This is a genomic window from Roseburia sp. 499, assembly GCF_001940225.2.
Classification (GTDB): domain Bacteria; phylum Bacillota; class Clostridia; order Lachnospirales; family Lachnospiraceae; genus Petralouisia.
Map to the genome: position 1 here is coordinate 2,966,538 of NZ_CP135164.1, position 18,056 is coordinate 2,984,593.

20 protein-coding genes and 7 tRNA genes are annotated in these 18,056 nt (G+C 38.6%); 3 read left to right on the top strand and 24 right to left on the bottom strand.

What is annotated here, in order from left to right; genetic code table 11:
* Window positions 1-36: 36 nt before the first annotated feature.
* From BIV20_RS14545 to BIV20_RS14585, 9 genes are all read right to left on the bottom strand, one after another.
* Window positions 37-438 carry a hypothetical protein gene (locus BIV20_RS14545; RefSeq protein ID WP_075721903.1) on the bottom strand — a complete coding sequence of 134 codons (402 nt, stop codon included), beginning with the start codon at window positions 436-438 and terminating at the stop codon, window positions 37-39.
* Window positions 439-452: 14 nt separating this feature from the next.
* Window positions 453-857 carry a hypothetical protein gene (locus BIV20_RS14550; RefSeq protein ID WP_075721902.1) on the bottom strand — a complete coding sequence of 135 codons (405 nt, stop codon included), beginning with the start codon at window positions 855-857 and terminating at the stop codon, window positions 453-455.
* Between the two features lie 72 nt (window positions 858-929).
* Window positions 930-1,070 (bottom strand): cyclic lactone autoinducer peptide, encoded by a 141-nt coding sequence (locus BIV20_RS14555; protein WP_143524582.1) that lies wholly within the window; start codon window positions 1,068-1,070, stop codon window positions 930-932.
* The gene (locus BIV20_RS14560) at window positions 1,067-1,651 is read right to left on the bottom strand and encodes an accessory gene regulator B family protein (protein WP_075721901.1); all 585 of its coding nucleotides are present in this window, start codon (window positions 1,649-1,651) and stop codon (window positions 1,067-1,069) included. Before BIV20_RS14560 ends, BIV20_RS14555 begins: the two co-directional genes overlap by 4 nt.
* 99 nt (window positions 1,652-1,750) lie before the next feature.
* Window positions 1,751-3,085, bottom strand: a complete 1,335-nt coding sequence (locus tag BIV20_RS14565) for a sensor histidine kinase (protein ID WP_075721900.1) — start codon at window positions 3,083-3,085, stop codon at window positions 1,751-1,753.
* On the bottom strand, window positions 3,085-3,807 hold the full coding sequence (locus BIV20_RS14570; protein WP_075721899.1) for a LytR/AlgR family response regulator transcription factor: 723 nt from the start codon (window positions 3,805-3,807) through the stop codon (window positions 3,085-3,087). The genes BIV20_RS14565 and BIV20_RS14570 overlap by 1 nt, the downstream gene beginning before the upstream one ends.
* A gap of 19 nt (window positions 3,808-3,826) precedes the next feature.
* Window positions 3,827-6,496 (bottom strand): hypothetical protein, encoded by a 2,670-nt coding sequence (locus BIV20_RS14575; protein WP_083655306.1) that lies wholly within the window; start codon window positions 6,494-6,496, stop codon window positions 3,827-3,829.
* Between the two features lie 52 nt (window positions 6,497-6,548).
* Entirely contained in the window at window positions 6,549-8,147 is a 1,599-nt protein-coding gene (hcp, locus tag BIV20_RS14580) for a hydroxylamine reductase (RefSeq protein WP_192848894.1), read from the bottom strand.
* A 40-nt stretch (window positions 8,148-8,187) separates the two neighbouring features.
* The gene (locus BIV20_RS14585; RefSeq protein WP_075721897.1) at window positions 8,188-8,784 is read right to left on the bottom strand and encodes a 4Fe-4S dicluster domain-containing protein; all 597 of its coding nucleotides are present in this window, start codon (window positions 8,782-8,784) and stop codon (window positions 8,188-8,190) included.
* Between the two features lie 102 nt (window positions 8,785-8,886).
* On the opposite strand from BIV20_RS14585, the gene BIV20_RS14590 reads away from it, so the two are divergent.
* A complete protein-coding gene (locus BIV20_RS14590; RefSeq protein WP_075721896.1) occupies window positions 8,887-9,561 on the top strand; it encodes a Crp/Fnr family transcriptional regulator in 675 nt (224 codons plus the stop codon).
* Window positions 9,554-9,946 (top strand): HD domain-containing protein, encoded by a 393-nt coding sequence (locus BIV20_RS14595; protein ID WP_192848893.1) that lies wholly within the window; start codon window positions 9,554-9,556, stop codon window positions 9,944-9,946. The genes BIV20_RS14590 and BIV20_RS14595 overlap by 8 nt, the downstream gene beginning before the upstream one ends.
* A 27-nt stretch (window positions 9,947-9,973) precedes the next feature.
* Here the strand turns inward: BIV20_RS14595 and BIV20_RS14600 are convergent, their stop codons facing one another.
* The 3 genes from BIV20_RS14600 to pdaA form a co-directional block, all read right to left on the bottom strand.
* Complete coding sequence (locus BIV20_RS14600) at window positions 9,974-10,714, bottom strand: zinc-ribbon domain-containing protein (RefSeq protein ID WP_083655304.1); 741 nt, start codon at window positions 10,712-10,714, stop codon at window positions 9,974-9,976.
* Window positions 10,715-10,785: 71 nt separating this feature from the next.
* Window positions 10,786-11,220, bottom strand: coding sequence for a hypothetical protein (locus tag BIV20_RS14605; protein WP_075721894.1), 435 nt, complete (start codon window positions 11,218-11,220; stop codon window positions 10,786-10,788).
* A gap of 108 nt (window positions 11,221-11,328) precedes the next feature.
* Window positions 11,329-12,132 carry a delta-lactam-biosynthetic de-N-acetylase gene (gene pdaA / locus BIV20_RS14610; RefSeq protein ID WP_143524581.1) on the bottom strand — a complete coding sequence of 268 codons (804 nt, stop codon included), beginning with the start codon at window positions 12,130-12,132 and terminating at the stop codon, window positions 11,329-11,331.
* Between the two features lie 118 nt (window positions 12,133-12,250).
* Between pdaA and BIV20_RS14615 the strand changes: the two genes are divergently transcribed.
* Window positions 12,251-12,913, top strand: a complete 663-nt coding sequence (locus BIV20_RS14615; RefSeq protein ID WP_075721892.1) for an HAD family hydrolase — start codon at window positions 12,251-12,253, stop codon at window positions 12,911-12,913.
* A gap of 5 nt (window positions 12,914-12,918) precedes the next feature.
* Here the strand turns inward: BIV20_RS14615 and BIV20_RS14620 are convergent, their stop codons facing one another.
* From BIV20_RS14620 to BIV20_RS14675, 12 genes are all read right to left on the bottom strand, one after another.
* Complete coding sequence (locus tag BIV20_RS14620) at window positions 12,919-13,668, bottom strand: response regulator transcription factor (protein WP_075721891.1); 750 nt, start codon at window positions 13,666-13,668, stop codon at window positions 12,919-12,921.
* 122 nt (window positions 13,669-13,790) lie between these two features.
* Entirely contained in the window at window positions 13,791-14,651 is an 861-nt protein-coding gene (locus tag BIV20_RS14625; protein ID WP_075721890.1) for a YitT family protein, read from the bottom strand.
* 107 nt (window positions 14,652-14,758) lie between these two features.
* Complete coding sequence (gene rbr, locus BIV20_RS14630; RefSeq protein WP_075721889.1) at window positions 14,759-15,379, bottom strand: rubrerythrin; 621 nt, start codon at window positions 15,377-15,379, stop codon at window positions 14,759-14,761.
* A 67-nt stretch (window positions 15,380-15,446) separates the two neighbouring features.
* A complete protein-coding gene (locus BIV20_RS14635) occupies window positions 15,447-16,802 on the bottom strand; it encodes an MATE family efflux transporter (RefSeq protein ID WP_075722021.1) in 1,356 nt (451 codons plus the stop codon).
* Window positions 16,803-16,863: 61 nt separating this feature from the next.
* Window positions 16,864-17,214, bottom strand: coding sequence for a hypothetical protein (locus BIV20_RS14640; RefSeq protein ID WP_242939886.1), 351 nt, complete (start codon window positions 17,212-17,214; stop codon window positions 16,864-16,866).
* A gap of 179 nt (window positions 17,215-17,393) precedes the next feature.
* Window positions 17,394-17,466 (bottom strand) — tRNA-Lys (locus BIV20_RS14645).
* 22 nt (window positions 17,467-17,488) lie between these two features.
* A tRNA-Phe gene (locus BIV20_RS14650) sits at window positions 17,489-17,561 on the bottom strand.
* 18 nt (window positions 17,562-17,579) lie between these two features.
* A tRNA-Met gene (locus BIV20_RS14655) sits at window positions 17,580-17,653 on the bottom strand.
* A gap of 12 nt (window positions 17,654-17,665) precedes the next feature.
* Window positions 17,666-17,747, bottom strand: a tRNA-Tyr gene (locus tag BIV20_RS14660).
* A 26-nt stretch (window positions 17,748-17,773) separates the two neighbouring features.
* Window positions 17,774-17,846: transfer RNA gene (locus tag BIV20_RS14665), tRNA-Thr, on the bottom strand.
* A gap of 26 nt (window positions 17,847-17,872) precedes the next feature.
* Window positions 17,873-17,945 (bottom strand) — tRNA-Val (locus tag BIV20_RS14670).
* A gap of 7 nt (window positions 17,946-17,952) precedes the next feature.
* Window positions 17,953-18,026 (bottom strand) — tRNA-Asp (locus BIV20_RS14675).
* Window positions 18,027-18,056: the final 30 nt, after the last annotated feature.

Sequence of the window (18,056 nt, forward strand, 5' to 3'; positions counted from 1 at the left end):
TGGAATCATTTATTGATTCCAGTTTTACGCAGTACATTATGGTGTATATCTTCCCAACATGTTAACCTCACCTTTTCCTGATTCCCAGTAGCAATTTAGAAAATAATACGCATTCGAATTTGCAGTAGTATAATATGATGCAGACTTCTTTATCCCTGCACTTGCTGACGTTATATACACTGAATCAGAAAGAACCCCTCCATCAATACGTTCTGAATGTGCACGCACTGTTCCCGTTCCTGACCTTTGTGTTACTGTTACATAATATTTTTGCTCACTGTCTGCCTTCTGCGCACGCTTTGAAATTGGATCTATTCTCGTTGAATCACTGACCGTTATATTAAAATTTACCGTCTGGGCACAAATTGGCAACGACATTACGCAAATCCCAAAACATATCATCAATACATATATCTTTCTTTTCCTCTTTTTTTCCATACATTTTCTCCTCCTTACGGTGTATAACGTCCTACCAAATTTATAGTATTTGTCTCACCACTATCCCAAAACGTTTGCATATAATAATACACTCCCACTGGAGCATTAGATGTGTAAGTAGCACTTTGCCTAATCCCTATATTATAGCTGGATATAACCAAAGAATTTGACCTTACTTCACCATTGAGCTGTTGAGAGTATGCTCTGACAACACCTGATCCGCTTAAACACCCTGTTGCTATCGCATAAAAACGTTGTTCCTTGTCTGCTTTAGTTGCTCTTTTTGAAATAGGATCCGGACTATTTCCTCCCTTTTGAACAGTTATGTTATAATTCACTGTCTGCGCACGCGCCGGAATTCCTATTCCAACCATACACAAGCATGTTGCCACCAGCACAAATAATTTTATTCTCTTCATAAACTTCAAACTCCTCCTACTTTTTTACATTACAATTCCTTTTCTATCCGTCACTTGTTATAATTAAACCTTTCACTTTTTGGTATTTGGTCTTTTCGGCTGATAAAACCAGCCAGTACAAAATGGTCCCTTTTCCTCTTCCCTTCTTTTCACTTCTTCTCCCACCACTTTTCCAAGCACTGTTAATACCCTTTTCTTTCCTTCCATCTTCATTCTTCCTTCACCTCCTGTCCTGTTATTTTCGCCATGAGTATTGTCAGGGCATCCAACCCCAATCCCATGACTGCGTATGCAATACATATTGTTCTTATTGGTAATGCATATGCTATCCAGATACATCCGGCCACCATACTTACCAACCACCTGGATGATTGCCGACACACTTGTATTTCCTGTCCATCCAGCATTAAATTCGGATGATTTACCGGTGCAAATACAAACACAGTAATAACAGACACTATAGAAATAATAACAGAAATATACTCCCTTTCTATTAATACGGATGAACCAATCTGCACTACCAACAAGTAACTGGCTACTGTTACCAAATAACATCTTAATGATGTTTTTGCATGATAACCTCCTGTTCTCCCCCGTAGGGAAAAGAACACTCCCATAAAAATAAGTCCTGGAATCAAAACTCCATAATATACAGAAAGCAATATTAAAGTGGTGTAGCTCAATAACTTTCCAAAGAGTATCTGAAATCCATATACATATTCTTCTTCCTGTTCTTTTCCCACAATATGATTTGAAATGAGACATCTTGTGAGGTATTCTGCTAAAGCGTACATATCCTCTCTCCTCCTCCCCCCTTTATATACCATATTTCTCAATTCCATAACATACTCTTGGCACCAATCGGCGGTAAATTGCAAAAAAAGGCGGTCATATCATGACCGCGCTTGTATTTCTTCATATTTCATTTTCATTTCTTCTCTGGAAAATACAATGACATATGAGAACTCTCCGCCCTCATCACTATACATTTCCTCTCCCCCATATTTTTCAATTATCCTTGCTACATTCCCTAGTCCTATTCCATGCTCTTTTTCATTTCGTTTTGCAGTTTTAATTTGGTTATTCACTTTAATAAGTCTTTTCTCTATAGGATTTTTTATAGATAATACTACCTTTTCCTGCTTTTGTATAAACTTAAATTTTATTTCCCGCTGTTTCTTCTTTAACCTACTGCATGCTTCTATGGCATTATTCAACAAGTTAGACAAAAGCACTACCAAATCCTCTTCTGCCATAGGAATCCCTTTTAAATCATTCATTACTGCTACTACGTTGATTCCTGCTAATCTTGCCTGCTGATATTTCTGGTTCATTACTACATCCACCACAGGATTTTGTGTTGCAAAACTGCTGATATATTGTTCCGATGAATGATTTACTTTTCTTATATACTCCAAGGCTTCTTTCTCTCTGCCCTCCTGCAGCAATCCCTGAATACACCCCATATGATTTTTAAATTCATGAACACTCTTTCTTTGTTGGTTATAATAACGCTCCATATTCTCGTAAATTTCTATCTGTCCATTTCTTTGCTCCTGTTGCAACTTCGCCATATGTTCTGCTTCTTCGCGCTTTGCAAAATCTCGAATTAAATAGAAAAGTATCACGTTTGCCACAACCAATCCTGTGGATAATACAAACATTGTCATTCTTCCCATTTTCTCATCTACTACCATAAAAAGCATTGCTACTATTGTAAATATCGGTAAAAATAAAAACCGAACCCATTCATTATCTCTCAACATTTGATAATCTCGTTTTGAAAACGTTCTATTAATGCCAACAATCACCAAAAACATTACCAATTTAAACAAAACCCACAACAGCGTAATTTTCCCCTCTTTTTGTATCATTTCAGTTGCTGTTTCATCTACAAAAAACTGATATATTGCCATTAATATCAAATCCATTCCCCAATTTATTCCCTCATAACATATAGCCCCAAAAAGTACTCTCCATACACTTGCCTTATAAAGTATCAGCATTAACATAACAACTATACTAGTACAAATAATCGCTTTTATCCAAAAAATTGACATATTTACTGATGTAATTACCCATAATACTGTAAGTAAGATGAGTATTATCATTCGTACCCAAGGCTTCTTTGGAAATCTCTCCTTCATAAAAGTCTGAAAAAATAAATCACATGCCAATGCCTCTATAATTGTCATTACTAGACTAGATATAAAATCTATTACTCCCACTATATCCTTCCCTCCATCTCCAAATACTGTTCTTTCACCTGACGGAACTTTTCTCTAGGTACTGGAAGTTCTTCTCCATTCTCTAATATTACTCTGTAATTTTTTATTAACACAATCTTTTCTACATTTACCAGAAAACTCTTATGAACCCGAATAAATCCATATTGCTCCAATCTCTTTTGCATATCATCCAACTTCCCACTAGAAATCAACAATTCCTCTTTTTTACCTTTCACATGAAATATCAGTTTATGTCGGTCACTTTCTATATAAAGAATCTGGTTGACAAAAAGCTCCTTCTCCCCTTCTTGAAAAGCAAATCTTTCCTTCTGGTTGTCAAAATCTATTTTTTGTAAAACTGCTTCTATACATTCCGAAAGATTGCTATCCAAATCTTTCTTTAGCAAATACCGGATTGCCTGTACCTTATACCCTTCCATAGCGTAGTCAATAAAAGCCGTTACAAATACAAGACAACACTCCTCATTTACACTTTTAATAATCTGTGCTGCCTCCATTCCCGATATCTGATTCATTTCCACATCCAGAAAAACAACTTGATATTCTTTCAACCATTCCTGATTCTCACACAATTCTTCTCCGGAATTCCATATATCAATTCTATAGTCGCAGATATTTTTCTGCTGTAATATCTGCCTTATTCCCGTTTCTATCTTACTTCTGTAATATACTTCATCATCACAAATTGCTATATTCAGCATCATTCACCATCTTTTCTATCTACTTATTCGACCTACTTCCGCACTTCGGACAAACCTCCCCTCCCTTATAAACATAACCGCACCGATAACAGCATTTTACCTCATGTTCCTCTTTCGCCAAATACGAAACCTTTCTGGACTCTGGTTTTTCCTGAAGGTATTGTATGAACTCTTTCATAACACTGACAAAACCTTCCCAGTCTTTCGTTGACAATCCCACTGGAATTTTGGTCTTTTCTCCGTTTTTCTGATGTACATAAATCCCCTTATTCAAAAGTCCCGTACTATAGGAAATATTTTTTATCTGAAGCACCGGAATGCTCTCACTGCTGAAGGTACTATTATAAAAAAGATGCTCCGGGGTTAACAGGAATCCTTCCCGCCCTGTCCCCTTATGTGTGGAATCGCAGACTACGATTGGATATTCATATTTGCTATGCTCAGATGCATAAGTATTCACAGCACAATTTACAATGTCCGCTTCTGTTCCTTTCCACTCTCCCATCATCACCTTTCTAGCATCGTTGTAATGAAGACTTGAGGTATCTTTTACCTTTCCCCTTAGTTCTTCCTGTAGTTTCCTTACTAACAATTCACTTTCATCAGACTTCATCTTGGTCAGGCGTTTGTCTATCATTTCCAAAGTATTACTCTTTATCTCGGGTAAAAACATACCTTTTGCAATTTTTTCATAAGCCTCTTTGCATTCTTCAAAGCTCATCCCCATGATATCCGGACAGATTCTGTCAATAGCTGCTTCATCCAGCTTCTGAATCCGCCGATAAAGTTCCTCCAATGGTCTTTGTGTATTCTCTTTCGAAAAATCCGGCTCCTGAAGACGCTGCCATACTCTATATAACGCTCCTCTGTCGTTTTTTCCTGCACGCTTTACCATATTTTCAATTTCCTGCTGCTCTGCCTGCTCCCTTCTTGCTTCCAGTTTTTCTTCATACGGTGTAATATCTGCCTCTTTATATTGATTCAGTTTTTCTCGAAACAACTTATATCTTTTTCTGTCCATTACTGCCGGCATATTGGCAATCAATTGTTCTGCCTCTGCCTGCGCCTTCTGATTTCTTAATTCATATAAAGGTGCAAGTATAGGCTCCTTCATTTCAGCAGGACAATCTGACTTTTCTATCTCTTCTATGCTCCGGCACAATTGGGCATAATTGCCCTTTCTTCCATTCTCCGCCCTTTTTTCTAGTTCTTTCTTCTGACTCTTATGGATATATTGCTCTATCTTTTCCACATATGACTGTTTCTCCGGGTCGGAAAGTGCCTTTTCCTTTTTTACGTTTCCACGCAGTTCCTTTAGCTGTCTTGGAGACATACGCTCTATGACCTTCATTCGCGCTTCATACTTTTCCCGTACCTTTTCTGCAACTAGTGCATCTTGAGATTGCCCGGAAATCTCAGACTTCTGAAATTCTGCTTTAGTATCGGTTTGCTTAATATCTGCTTCCGCCTTATATGACCTTTCCGAAACCTTCTCTGCCTCCGAACTTTGCTTGTTAATACTTTGTTGTTCTTGTGATGTCTTTTCCCTTTTCTTTCTCACCTTCCGTACTTTATCCTGCAGTTTTAAGCCGGAATCCGGGAGTTTCCTCTTATCATAAAACCCGTTTTCCAGCTTTTCTGCTATCCTCTGCAATTTTTCCTCCGGCATTTCTTCTAACACTTCTTCTGTCAGATTTGCCAATTCCTCTTCTGTGAATTCCTCTAATTCATCCTCTTCTTCCGGCCCTTCCTCTTCTGCCTGGTCTTCTGACTTCTTTTTATTCCGTTCCCATTCATATTCATTGAACTTATAGTTACTGGTCTTCTCCCCCCGACTTCCCAGCAACTCCTGATAATCCTCATAGGCGTTTCGGTCATCTTCAAAATCTAGGAGATAAATATCTCCTTCCCCTAACAGTTTTCCCGGTCTTGGCGTATAAAATCGGTTACACATGTCACAGGCATAGGCTCTTGCCAGATAGACCTTTCCTTCATCTGTTTCTACCGGGAACTCTTTATCCACAGGATAGACCACCATGTGTATGTTTTTTCCACAATTCGGGCACTGATATCCCACCATATAGAAGTTATTTCCAATTCGTTCCGTTTCCTGCTCTATCTGATCCAGTTCACTTTTCTGAAAGGAAGCAGCCGTAGTAACCCAACGCATATTATGCCAGAGCCCTAACTTCTCTTCTTCAGCCTCCTCTTCTTCCTCTTCTTTCTTCTTTTCTCCGGCTTCCATTGCTGCCTGCATCACATCCTCATAAGTAATTTGGATGCCATTCTGGTAAAAACGAAAATTGTCATCCCGGTATCCCGGCTCTACTTTTATTTCTTTCAATATCTCTGTAAACAATACGTTTAACTGCGCATAATCCTTCTCTACCTTTATCCCCTTAATCGTTCCCCACTTTCCAAATGCATACAGTATCATATTCAATACATTAATAACTAACTCATTTTCCTCTATGGGGCGAATGGCCTCTTCTACAATTGGAATCTCTATCACATTGGTATTTACCTTGCGATTATCGAAATTAAACACCAGAGAGCGTACTTCCCCCGGTAATATCAGATAATTATTCAGAACTACAAAAATGTCATTCCATTTTACCGGTACATCCATGGTCTGAATCAATCGTTCAAATGTATGCTTTAATTCTATGTTGGCTTTTAGAAAAATCATATTATTCATCCCCTTTTCTTTCTGCCAACAGTTTAACACATTTTTAGAAAATTTAATATACTTCTGCTATTTTCTTTAAGTCCTCTTCCGGCGTACTAATCGGTGAAATATGATACTCTTCTACCAAAAACTTCGTTACGTTTTCTGAGAGAAACGCCGGAAGTGTTGGTCCCAGAAAAATATTCTGAATCCCCAAATGAAGCAGGGTCAGCAAAATGCAGACCGCCTTCTGTTCGTACCAGGAAAGTACCATGGACAACGGAAGTTCATTGACGGAGCATTCAAACGCTTCTGCTAATGCCACTGCAACTTTAATAGCACTATATGCATCATTACATTGTCCCATATCCATAATTCTTGGAAGTCCTTTGACGGTTCCTAAATCCAAATCATTAAAACGGTATTTTCCGCAAGCTAATGTAAGGATAATGGAATCCTTTGGCGTCTGTTTTACAAACTCCGTATAATAGTTTCTTCCGGTTCTTGCGCCATCACAACCACCTACTAAAAAGAAGTGACTGATTTCTCCTGCTTTTACTGCCTCAATCAACTGGTCTGCCACTCCAAGTACAGTACCATGCCCAAATCCGGTCATCAACTCACTACCGCCATTTATTCCGGTAAAGATTTTATTTCCCTCATATCCACCGAGCTCCAAGGCCTTCTCAATTACCGGGGTAAAATCTTTCTCCTCTCCAATATGAACCATTTCCGGATATGCCACAACTTCAGTGGTAAATACGCGATCTGCGTAACTTTCCTTCACAGGCATCAGGCAGTTGGTGGTATAGAGAATCGGCGCCGGAACTCCATCAAATTCCTTCTGCTGATTCTGCCATGCAGTGCCAAAGTTTCCTTTCAAATGTGGATACTGTTTTAACAACGGATAGCCATGTGCCGGAAGCATTTCCCCATGAGTATACACATTAATTCCTTTATCCTTAGTCTGTTCTAATAACAACTTTAAGTCGTATAGGTCATGTCCTGTAATAATAATGAACGGTCCCTTTTCCACTTCCATGGAAACCTTTGTAGGCACAGGTGTTCCAAACGTCTCCGTATTTGCACGATCCAAAAGTTCCATACACTTTAAGTTTATTTTTCCTACTTCCAATACAACTGGTAGTAAATCCTCCTGCTCCCATTCATTTCCGATAATTGCCAAAGCCCGATAAAAGAACTGGTTCACTTCCTCATCCGAATATCCCAGCACCCACGCATGGTACGCATACGCTGCCATTCCACGGATACCAAACAATATCAAAGATTTTAAAGAACGGACATCTTCGTCGGCTTCCCAAAGGTCCTCTATATTGTAGTCGGAAGTATTTCCACAAGGTGCTCCGCAACTACTGCAATTTGGCACAATCCGTCCCTTTTCCTCATGTACTTTCTGAATCATCTCCTCCAAAACCTGATCATGAAAATTTACATTTGTAATGGTTGTAAAAAGTCCTTCTATAATAATTCTAGTAGTTTCTTTTGTATATGGATTATTTCCACACGCCTTTGCCAGCCCAATTAATGCTCCTGTCAGTTCATCCTGAAGTTTCGCTGTTTGCGCAGTCTTTCCACAAACTCCCTGCGCTCCGGTACATCCACTGCATCCCGCAGTCTGTTCACATTGAAAACAAAACATCTGATTTTTCATTTCTTTTCTCCTATTCATGCTATATTTATTCTGTCTGATTTTATATTTCACTTAAAATTTTTCCATCCGTTGCAATAGTAACTACCTGCCACGGAATAAATTTTCCGCTATTTTGCAGTGCCGTCTTTGCTGCGTACTCAATTCCGCCGCAACATGGAACCTCCATTCGCACCACGGTAACACTCTTTATGTCATTGTTAGAAATAATCTCTGTTAATTTTTCTGCATATTCCACCATATCCAATTTCGGACATCCGATAAGTGTTATCTTTCCCTTGATAAAACGATTATGAAAATCCCCATAAGCATATGCAGTACAATCTGCTGCAATCAGCAAATTTGCTCCTTGGAAATAAGGAGCATTGACCGGTGCCAACTTAATCTGTACCGGCCACTGAGACAACTTAGATTTTTCTTTTACTGCTGCTTCATCATAAGCTGCTGCTTCCCTCTCAACGAATTGAATTGCTCCGGTAGGGCAAGTCGGCAAACAATCGCCTAAGCCATCGCAATAATCGTCCCGCAAAAGCTTTGCCTTTCCATCTACCATGCCGATTGCTCCCTCATGACAGGCTTTTGTACATAATCCACAGCCATTGCATTTTTCTTCATCAATCTCTATAATTCTTCTTACCATTTTGCGTCCTCCTAATCTTTCTTGACTTTATGCTCTGATTATAATAAAATGTTTCTAACATTTCTGTTGTTTTTACAACAAATTTAAAATTTTGAGGGAAAAATGGAAAAATATTTGACGCTGTTAAGTAACACTACACTTTTTACCGGAATTGATAAGGAAGACATATCCTCCATGCTGAACTGCCTCTCTGCACATGTTTCTTCTTATGCGAAAGAATCGTTTATTCTGCATACCGGAGATATGATTCACGAGGTCGGAATGGTACTAAGCGGTTCTGCGCTTATCATAAAAGAAGACTTCTGGGGCAATCGGTCTATCCTTTCAGAAGTTTCCAGCGGCTTTCTCTTTGCTGAGACCTATGCTTGTATCGGTACGGTTCCTTTAGAAGTCAGTGTGATAGCTTCCTCAGACTGTGAGATTCTCTTTCTGGACTTTCAAAAAATTCTGACTACCTGCTCTTCGGCATGTCAGTTTCATACCAGATTGATTCACAATTTACTGGCTACTCTGGCACAAAAGAATCTGACCCTGACCCGGAAAGTAGAGCATATGTCCCAAAAAACTACCCGTGACAAGTTACTTTCCTATCTGTCCGCAGAGTCTCTAAAAGCCAAAAGTCCTTCCTTTTCTATTCCCTTTAATCGACAGCAATTGGCTGACTATCTTTCTGTAGACCGGAGTGCCATGTCCAATGAATTAGGGAAACTAAAAAAAGAAGGAATTCTGGATTACAACAAAAATACATTTTTATTAAAGGAGAATTTCCATGAATAAGAATAATAAATTGATATTAAAAATGATTGCTTACAATGCGAAAGATTCAAAACGTATTCAACATTTTCTAAAAGTATATGAATTTGCAAAACTAATTGGAGAATCAGAAAAACTAGATGTTAAGACACAGCATATTCTAGAGACTGCTGCTATTGTTCATGATATTGGAATAAAAAATGCCGAAGCTAAGTTCGGCAATTGTAATGGAAAACTTCAGGAGCAGGAAGGTCCTGCCCCAGCTAGAGAACTTCTGTCCTCTCTTTCCTATGATTCAGATGTCATTGACCGCGTCTGCTATCTGGTAGCCCATCACCACACCTACACTAATATAGATGGTATGGATTATCAGATTCTTCCAAACAGATACAGGCATTACTATCTGTAAAACTATGTTTTTATAAAATCTCGGTCCCTACATTCCAAAAGGAAATACATACCAACCGGAACCAGATTTGTACACCATGAGATATTCCGTATCTTCATCCCACTCTTCATAATAAGTATCATAATATTTGAAGGAGACTTCCACCTCGTACATTTCTGAAATCTTTACATTTACTCCGGTTTCTTCCTCTATCTCCGCCAGACCTGCTTTCAGTTCTGATTTGCTCATCTCTTCTTCATCTTCAATTTTAATACTTTTAATCTTACTATAATCTTCATAGCTGTATTCGATGGATTCCCCCATTGCCTCAGCTATTTCCTCCTTATCATAACCGGTTTCTTCCTCTAAGGCTTTCACCATAGAATCAGAACAGGTAATATCAAGAAGCGCCTCTCCATCTTTGTCGCAAATTGCTTCATAATACGCTTCTACTGCCCCCTCCATAGTACTGCTTCCACCACCGGCAAATATCTTAAATAGAACAAAAATCAGGACTAACGCAATTAATACAATTCCCACAAGTAAAACTGCTGGTTTCCATAAAAACTTTGATGTTCCTGCTGCCGGCTGCTCATATATATAACTTTGATCTGGCTGTGCATAACTTTGCTGTTGTACTTCCTGTTCCGGCTCTGCATAATTCTGCTGTTGCACTTCCTGTTCCGGTTCTGTATAATTCTGCTGCTCTACTTCCTGCTTTGCGCCACATTTCAAACAAAACTTAGCTTCATCTGATATCTGGCATCCACAATTTCCACAATATTTCATACTAATTTCCTCCATATCAAAAAAGAATCCCTTCACAATCTGTGAGGAATTCTTTTTGTTACCATAAGAATTTAGAAACCAAGATTTAAATCTTCAACATCTTCTTCTTCTACTCCGCTTTCTTCAGCTGCTTCAACAAATGCCTTAGTATCCTCTTCAGCTTTTTCAGCAATCTTTGTCATCTTTTCCTGAAGTTCATTTGCTGCATCTTCATCAACATCAGCTGGATTCTCCATCATATCTACTGCATCGCTTAAGATATCTCCCATTTCTTCCATATCTGCTTTCAATGCTTTTCCTTCTTTTGTCTTCATGCTTAAGTCATCCAAAGCACTGTTATATGCATCCATGTCTAATGAGGATGCTGCTGTTGCTGCAGAATTTGAAAATTCAGTGATTGCTTCTACGTCTGCAATATAATCTTCCTTAGAGCTTCCACCACATGCATTCAACATCATAGCGGACATCACCATTACCATACCAACTACTAAACTTTTTTTTCTCATAATGTTTAATCCCTCTCTTATTTATATTCACAAAGTGTCATGGAAGATTGTAGCACATTCTTTTTTATAATGCAACAAAAATCTCCAAAATTTTCCTCCTATTTTCTCCTATGCTCCAGTTAATTCCTCCAACGACCGAAAGGTATATCCCATTTCCTCCCACTTTGTTAACAATTCATCCAAAATCTCCCTATTGGTTTTTGACGTATTATGTAACAATACAATTGCTCCCGGATGCACTCTTTTCAACAACTTATCAAATGCCTCCTCATGGCTCGGCTGGTTATCCGGGTCCCAATCTACATATGCAAGACTCCAAAAAAATGTCTTATATCCCAGTTCTTTTGCAATCTTAAGATTATTTTCGCTGTACTTTCCCTGAGGTGGGCGATAATACTTCTTCATTGGTTCCCCCATCGTCTGCTCGTATAAGGTTTCTAACTCCCCTAACTCCTTGGAAAAAGCTTCTTTATCCATCGCCGACATATCCGGATGATGATAACTATGGTTTCCTACTATATGACCTTCCGCCACCATACGCTTTACCAGTTCCGGACTGGTCGACAAGTAATTTCCTACAATAAAAAAAGTAGCTTTCGCATTATGCTTCTTCAATGCATCCAAAATTGCCGGTGTATTTCCATTTTCATATCCACAATCAAAAGTTAAATATAGTACCTTGTCTTCCGTATCCTTCGCATAATACGCATCATATTTTGCTAATTCCTCCATCGACGCATTTGCCACTGGCAACTTTCCTTCCTCCCTAAAACTCAATCCCCAATTTCCCTCCGAAGACTGTATGGCTGATGTACCTGCCACATCTACTGCTCTTGCTGCAAAATGCCCCGCAAAAAAAGCTACTACAAAAATCAGCACTATCTTCGCCAAGCTCTTCTTCTCCTTATTCACACGCAAACTCCAACATTTTTTCTATAATTATATTCCATCTACCATGCGAATATTATTGATATATTTATCCCAAAACTGCTATAATGTTTTGGAAACAACAACATAGGGAGGAATTCATATGACATCTAAAATCGATACTGTCATTTTCGACTTAGACGGTACTTTATTAAATACATTAACAGACCTAACCAATAGTGTAAACTATGCGCTAGAACAATACCAATTACCTACTCACTCAGAGGACGCTGTGCGCCGTATGGTTGGAAATGGTATTTATGTACTATTTGAAAAGGCTATTCCAAACGGACGAAACTTTCCTGAATACGACAACTGTGTAAAAACATTTCAGAAACACTATGAATTACATAAAAAAGATTTTACCCAGCCTTTTCCCGGAATTATGGACTTGCTAAAACAGTTATCCACTCAAAGCTACAAACTTGCCATAGTTTCCAACAAATTCGACCAGGCAGTAAAAGAATTGTGTAAAGACTTTTTCACACCATATATCTCAATTGCAATTGGCGAATCGAAGGAAATTGCCCGAAAACCGGCACCGGATACTGTATTTGAGGCTATGAAAGAACTTGGTTCTGCACCGGAAACCTGTATCTATGTGGGGGATTCTGATGTAGATATTGCAACGGCAAATAATTCCGGAATTCCTTGCATTAGTGTAACCTGGGGATTCCGCGACCTAGACTTTCTTATCCAACATGGTGGTACACATTTTGCCAATAACACAGATGACATTATAGATATTCTTTCTAAGTGGAGTTAATGGTTTTATTCTCTTTCCTTTACCATTTTAAACATTTGCACACGGTTCCGGATTCCTAACTTGCGGTAGATATTCAGGATATGTTTTTTTAACGTATTAACACTAATGGAAAGTTCTTCACACAATTGATTGTTGTCCTTCCCCTGCATCAACAAACGCAGTATCATGTGTTCTCGCCTGGTAAGTCCATATTTTTCTGCCGCTTCCGTAACCGTTAATTTTTCTTTTCCCGTATTACATTCCTGCCGGTCACGATACAGTCGATAAGAAAGATGATCCTTCAACAAATCCAACAGAAAAATATCATCATATTGGAAATTATCTTTTCCAATGGTACGATAAAAGGTAATTATACCAAGAAATTCTTTATCCTTTCCCAATATCATTTGAAGGGAATAATGCCAATTATTTGGTCGATATACCTTCTTATAATACTCTGTTTCCACACGTTTCTCATCTGAGATAATATCAGTTTCCCGATAGACCAAACTTTTTCCACTGTACATAATTTCTCTACTGTTTCCAAGTTCTTCATAATTTTCAGACTGATCCTCATCACAATTATACATCACCGGTTCTATTAGTTTTCCCTCTTTTTCCTTCGAAGCAAGATAAAAATCAGCACTGTCAAAATCCAGTACCATCTTCATCTGTTCTAATAGCTGCTGGCGCATCGTAAGAGAATTCTCTGTTGTATAAATTTTATAAATAATACTATTTAGTATCATCCAATCATTCGTTTCCAATGTTTTCATTCTTATCTATCACCCTTCCTTACAACTTACCTATTCATAACGCACAAAAGGAGCCTGAGATATTCTCAGACTCCTTCGTCATGCTAACTATTGTATACCATTTTTCTTATTAAATCAAGTCACTAATTTAATCCTCGGAACCCTTTTCCAATAATTTCACTACTATTTGTAATCATCATAAATGCCATCGGCTGGTTCATTTTAATGAAATTTCGTAATTGTACTGCCTGACTTCGTTTCATTACCGTAAGGATTACATACTTCTGCTGATGAGCATAAGTACCTTCTGCCTTAAATATAGTAGCACTCCGCATCAGTTCTTTATGAATAAATTCACAGATTGGTTCCGGTTTATCACAAATAATTGTAAAATACTTGCATAGATTAATATTTTCTATGGCACTGTCAATCACTAAAGACTTTGCCAAAAGACCACATATAGAACATAATCCTATCTGTGCATCAAATATAAAGCATGCCGCAATCGTAATAGACAAATCTACCAGAAACAATGCCGTACCAATATTAATCGGTGTGTGCTTCCTTAGTATCATTGCCAAAATATCTGTACCACCACCACTAGCTCCAATATTAAAAAGAATTGCAGAACTTAATGCCGGAAGTACAATAGCAAAAATCAGTTCCAACACAGGTTCATTTGTGAATGGCTTAGACATCGGATAAATCTTCTCCATCACACTTAAACCAACTGAGGTCAAAATGCTCACATACACCGTTTTTATGCCAAAACTTTTTCCCAAAAAGACAAATCCCAATACCAGAAGCAACATATTAATCACAAAGTTAAGTGTACTGGCACTCAATGACGTCACCGCACTCAACACTACCGCCAAGCCGGTTACTCCGCCAAATGAAAAATGATTTGGAAACTTAAAGAAATATACTCCTATAATCAATATCAATGATGCCACTGTAATCAACGCATATTCAAATATTATTCTTCGTATTGTGTATTTCTTCATTCTCTATTTCCTCCACCGTACGGTACTTTCTCTGTTCTTTGGTCTTGCCAAATCCGGTATTTATCTTAGCATATATTTTTCTATTTGCATATTAATTTTAACAGTTTTTAAGAGAATTTTTCATAATTACCATCTCTGCAAAAAGGTGCCAATTCCATTCGTACAAACCACCCTCTCTCGTGTTCACAAACCGGACACTGATTTGGTGCTTCTTTTCCTTCAAAAATATATCCACAATTCAAACACATCCACTTTGTTTCCACTTTAGAAACAAATAGCTGATTATCCTCCAATAGTTTTGCAAAAGCTCCAAATCGATCCCCATGAAGCTTTTCGATTTCCGCAATCATATGAAAACGGGCTGCCGCTTTCCCGAATCCTTCTTCTTTGGCTATATCTCCAAAATGCTTATATACATCATCATGCTCTTCATACTCATTATGCTGTGCCATCTTCAGCAAATCTGCAATATTCGGACTAATATCAACCGGGTAACCACCGTCAATGTGAATTGTTTCCCCTGCCAGTTCCTGTAACTGATTATAAAAGACTTCTGCATGTTCCCTTTCCTGCTCCGACGTAAAACGAAATACCTGTTCAATTACATACAGTCCCTGCTGTTTTGCTTGATATGCTGCAAAAGTATAACGATTTCTTGCCTGACTCTCCCCTGCAAATGCACGCATTAAGTTCTTCATTGTTTCACTCTGCTTAAAATCTGTTGCCATAAAATTTCCTGCCTTTCATATTATTTCCATAATATGATGTGCAAAAAACAGAAACCTTATACTTATTCTATTCTTGCCGGTCAAATGCATGAATCCAATCCGCTCGGAAAAAATAGAGCATAAAAATAACAGAACTTAAAGACCATGTCAACGGATACGCCCAAAATACTGTCCGAATTACCGGAAAAATTTGTACTGCTATCGTAATATATGTAATTCGTATCATACACCAACAAACCAGCATTACTACCATAGGAACAGTCGACTTTCCTGCCCCTCTGAAAATAGCTGCCAGACAGTGAGACAATGCTAACAGAAAATAGAACAATGTAACAGTTCTCGCCTGAGTAGTTCCATACTGTATTACGGCTGGTGTATTGTCAAAAGCCCCCACCAACTGCGGAATAAACACAAAAATCAATATCCCTATTATTTCCGCCATTGTGATGCAACAAATAATCCCAAAACGAGCTCCTTTTTTTGCCCGATCATACTGTTTTGCCCCAAGATTCTGGCTGATAAAGGTAGTCAATGACATCGCAAAACAATTAATCGGCAGAAATCCAAATCCCTCTATCTTAGCATAGGCGCCACAGCCCGCTACTGCTGCCGAACCAAATGCATTTATATTGGACTGTACCACCACATTTGCAAGAGCAATAATAGAATTCTGTATTCCCGCAGGTACACCGTTACTAATAATTTGTCTCATCATATTACCATGGAACCGTATTTTTTTCACCTGAATACGATATTCCTCTTTACTTCTTATCAGACGCACAAAACACAGTACTGCACTTAAAATCTGCGAAATAATGGTAGCCGCCGCTGCTGCTCCAACTCCCATTTTTAATACTGCAATAAACAACAAATCTAATGCAATGTTAGTAATAGAAGAAATAATCAAATACATGAGCGGATGTCGGCTATCCCCTACCGATTGCAAAATCCCCACAAAAATATTGTACATAACAAATCCGAGAGAACCTGCAAAATAAATCCGAAAATATAAAATAGAATTTGGAAGAACCGATTCCGGTGTTCCCATCCACTGTAAAATATAAGGCGTCGCCAACATTCCAACCAGCGTCAAGACAACTCCTGCCATTAATCCAAGTGCTACCAAAGTATGCACCGCCTTTTCCAATTCTTCCGTTTTACGCGCACCAAAGTAACGCGCAATTACCACACCAGCTCCCATGGCAATTCCATTGAAAAAACCTACCATTAAAAAAATCAGATTCCCTGATGAACTTACCGCAGCCAATGCATCACTGCCAATAAAATTTCCTACTATCAGGGAATCCGCTGTATTATATAACTGTTGAAAAAGGTTACCCAGAAAAATTGGCACTGCAAATGCAATCATCTTTTTCCAAATAACCCCTTCCGTTAATAATGTTGATGATTTTGTATTTTTCACTCCTGTTACCTGCCTTTGTACCACTACCCCTTATTTCTTATCTTATACTCTTTCAAATAGCCTATGAAATCTCTAATTTACAAGAACCTCTCATCTTTAATGGACATTCATAAACATTATCTCCATCACTTTTTCCAATATAAGATATTGGACATTTTCTGCAATCCCCCTTAGCAAAATCTATTGGTACCTCAAACTGTAATGTTGCCTTTTTCACCCCCTGGGATTCCTCTGAGGTCTTAATATTCTTCCAACTCAATGCCTGTCCGCATCCACACTTATCCATTCCTTTTGACACCGGACGTCCACATCCCGGGCAAGAATAGTAGACCTGATCCATATCCCCTTTTGTTTCAATCACCTCCGCAGAAAACTGCTTAATCAATTGTTCCCGCAATTCATCTGTCATCATATATTATCATCCTTTCTAATGATTAATTCGTTCTAATAAATCGCGTATTTTCTCTTTCCTTATATATGTTAATTCTAGCACATGCAGAAAATTTTTTCACTATAGTTTTTTGAGTTTTTTATTTTCGACATACTGCACAAAAAAAGAAGTGCTAATTTAACACTTCTTTTCTATACTAATGAGCGTGCCGGGGTTCGAACCCGGGACAACTTGATTAAAAGTCAAGTGCTCTACCAACTGAGCTACACACCCAAATTTTCTAATTAACTGAAAGTGCCCAGTTCCGGAATCGAACCAGAGACACGAGGATTTTCAGTCCTCTGCTCTACCAACTGAGCTAACTGGGCAGTTGACTAAAAAAAGAATTGCGGGGACAGGATTTGAACCTGTGACCTTCGGGTTATGAGCCCGACGAGCTTCCAGACTGCTCCACCCCGCGATATAAGATAAATGGGCGGAGAAGGATTCGAACCTTCGAAGGCATTGCCAGCAGATTTACAGTCTGTCCCCTTTGGCCACTCGGGAATCCACCCATAATGAAAATATGAAATTTTCAAAAAGCCGATGATCGGACTCGAACCGATAACCTGCTGATTACAAATCAGCTGCTCTGCCAATTGAGCCACATCGGCATATACTATCTATATAGTAACAAAAATGGGACCTACAGGGCTCGAACCTGTGACCCTCTGCTTGTAAGGCAGATGCTCTCCCAGCTGAGCTAAGATCCCATATTAACGACCCAGAAGGGACTCGAACCCTCGACCTCCGCCGTGACAGGGCGGCGCTCTAACCAACTGAGCCACTAGGCCTTCTATTAAGGCATATACCTTAAAAAGTTC

Excerpts from the sequence above, each read along its gene's own strand:
- BIV20_RS14570 (WP_075721899.1), bottom strand. The coding sequence starts at position 3,807 with ATGCTGAATATAGCAATTTGTGATGATGAAGTATATTACAGAAGTAAG.
- BIV20_RS14595 (WP_192848893.1), top strand. The coding sequence starts at position 9,554 with ATGAATAAGAATAATAAATTGATATTAAAAATGATTGCTTACAATGCG.
- BIV20_RS14625 (WP_075721890.1), bottom strand. The coding sequence starts at position 14,651 with ATGAAGAAATACACAATACGAAGAATAATATTTGAATATGCGTTGATT.
- BIV20_RS14640 (WP_242939886.1), bottom strand. The coding sequence starts at position 17,214 with ATGATGACAGATGAATTGCGGGAACAATTGATTAAGCAGTTTTCTGCG.
- rbr (WP_075721889.1), bottom strand. The coding sequence starts at position 15,379 with ATGGCAACAGATTTTAAGCAGAGTGAAACAATGAAGAACTTAATGCGT.
- BIV20_RS14605 (WP_075721894.1), bottom strand. The coding sequence starts at position 11,220 with ATGAGAAAAAAAAGTTTAGTAGTTGGTATGGTAATGGTGATGTCCGCT.
- BIV20_RS14575 (WP_083655306.1), bottom strand. The coding sequence starts at position 6,496 with ATGATTTTTCTAAAAGCCAACATAGAATTAAAGCATACATTTGAACGA.
- hcp (WP_192848894.1), bottom strand. The coding sequence starts at position 8,147 with ATGAAAAATCAGATGTTTTGTTTTCAATGTGAACAGACTGCGGGATGC.
- BIV20_RS14615 (WP_075721892.1), top strand. The coding sequence starts at position 12,251 with ATGACATCTAAAATCGATACTGTCATTTTCGACTTAGACGGTACTTTA.
- BIV20_RS14545 (WP_075721903.1), bottom strand. The coding sequence starts at position 438 with ATGGAAAAAAAGAGGAAAAGAAAGATATATGTATTGATGATATGTTTT.
- BIV20_RS14590 (WP_075721896.1), top strand. The coding sequence starts at position 8,887 with ATGGAAAAATATTTGACGCTGTTAAGTAACACTACACTTTTTACCGGA.
- BIV20_RS14620 (WP_075721891.1), bottom strand. The coding sequence starts at position 13,668 with ATGAAAACATTGGAAACGAATGATTGGATGATACTAAATAGTATTATT.
- BIV20_RS14600 (WP_083655304.1), bottom strand. The coding sequence starts at position 10,714 with ATGAAATATTGTGGAAATTGTGGATGCCAGATATCAGATGAAGCTAAG.
- BIV20_RS14585 (WP_075721897.1), bottom strand. The coding sequence starts at position 8,784 with ATGGTAAGAAGAATTATAGAGATTGATGAAGAAAAATGCAATGGCTGT.
- BIV20_RS14550 (WP_075721902.1), bottom strand. The coding sequence starts at position 857 with ATGAAGAGAATAAAATTATTTGTGCTGGTGGCAACATGCTTGTGTATG.
- BIV20_RS14555 (WP_143524582.1), bottom strand. The coding sequence starts at position 1,070 with ATGAAGATGGAAGGAAAGAAAAGGGTATTAACAGTGCTTGGAAAAGTG.
- BIV20_RS14560 (WP_075721901.1), bottom strand. The coding sequence starts at position 1,651 with ATGTACGCTTTAGCAGAATACCTCACAAGATGTCTCATTTCAAATCAT.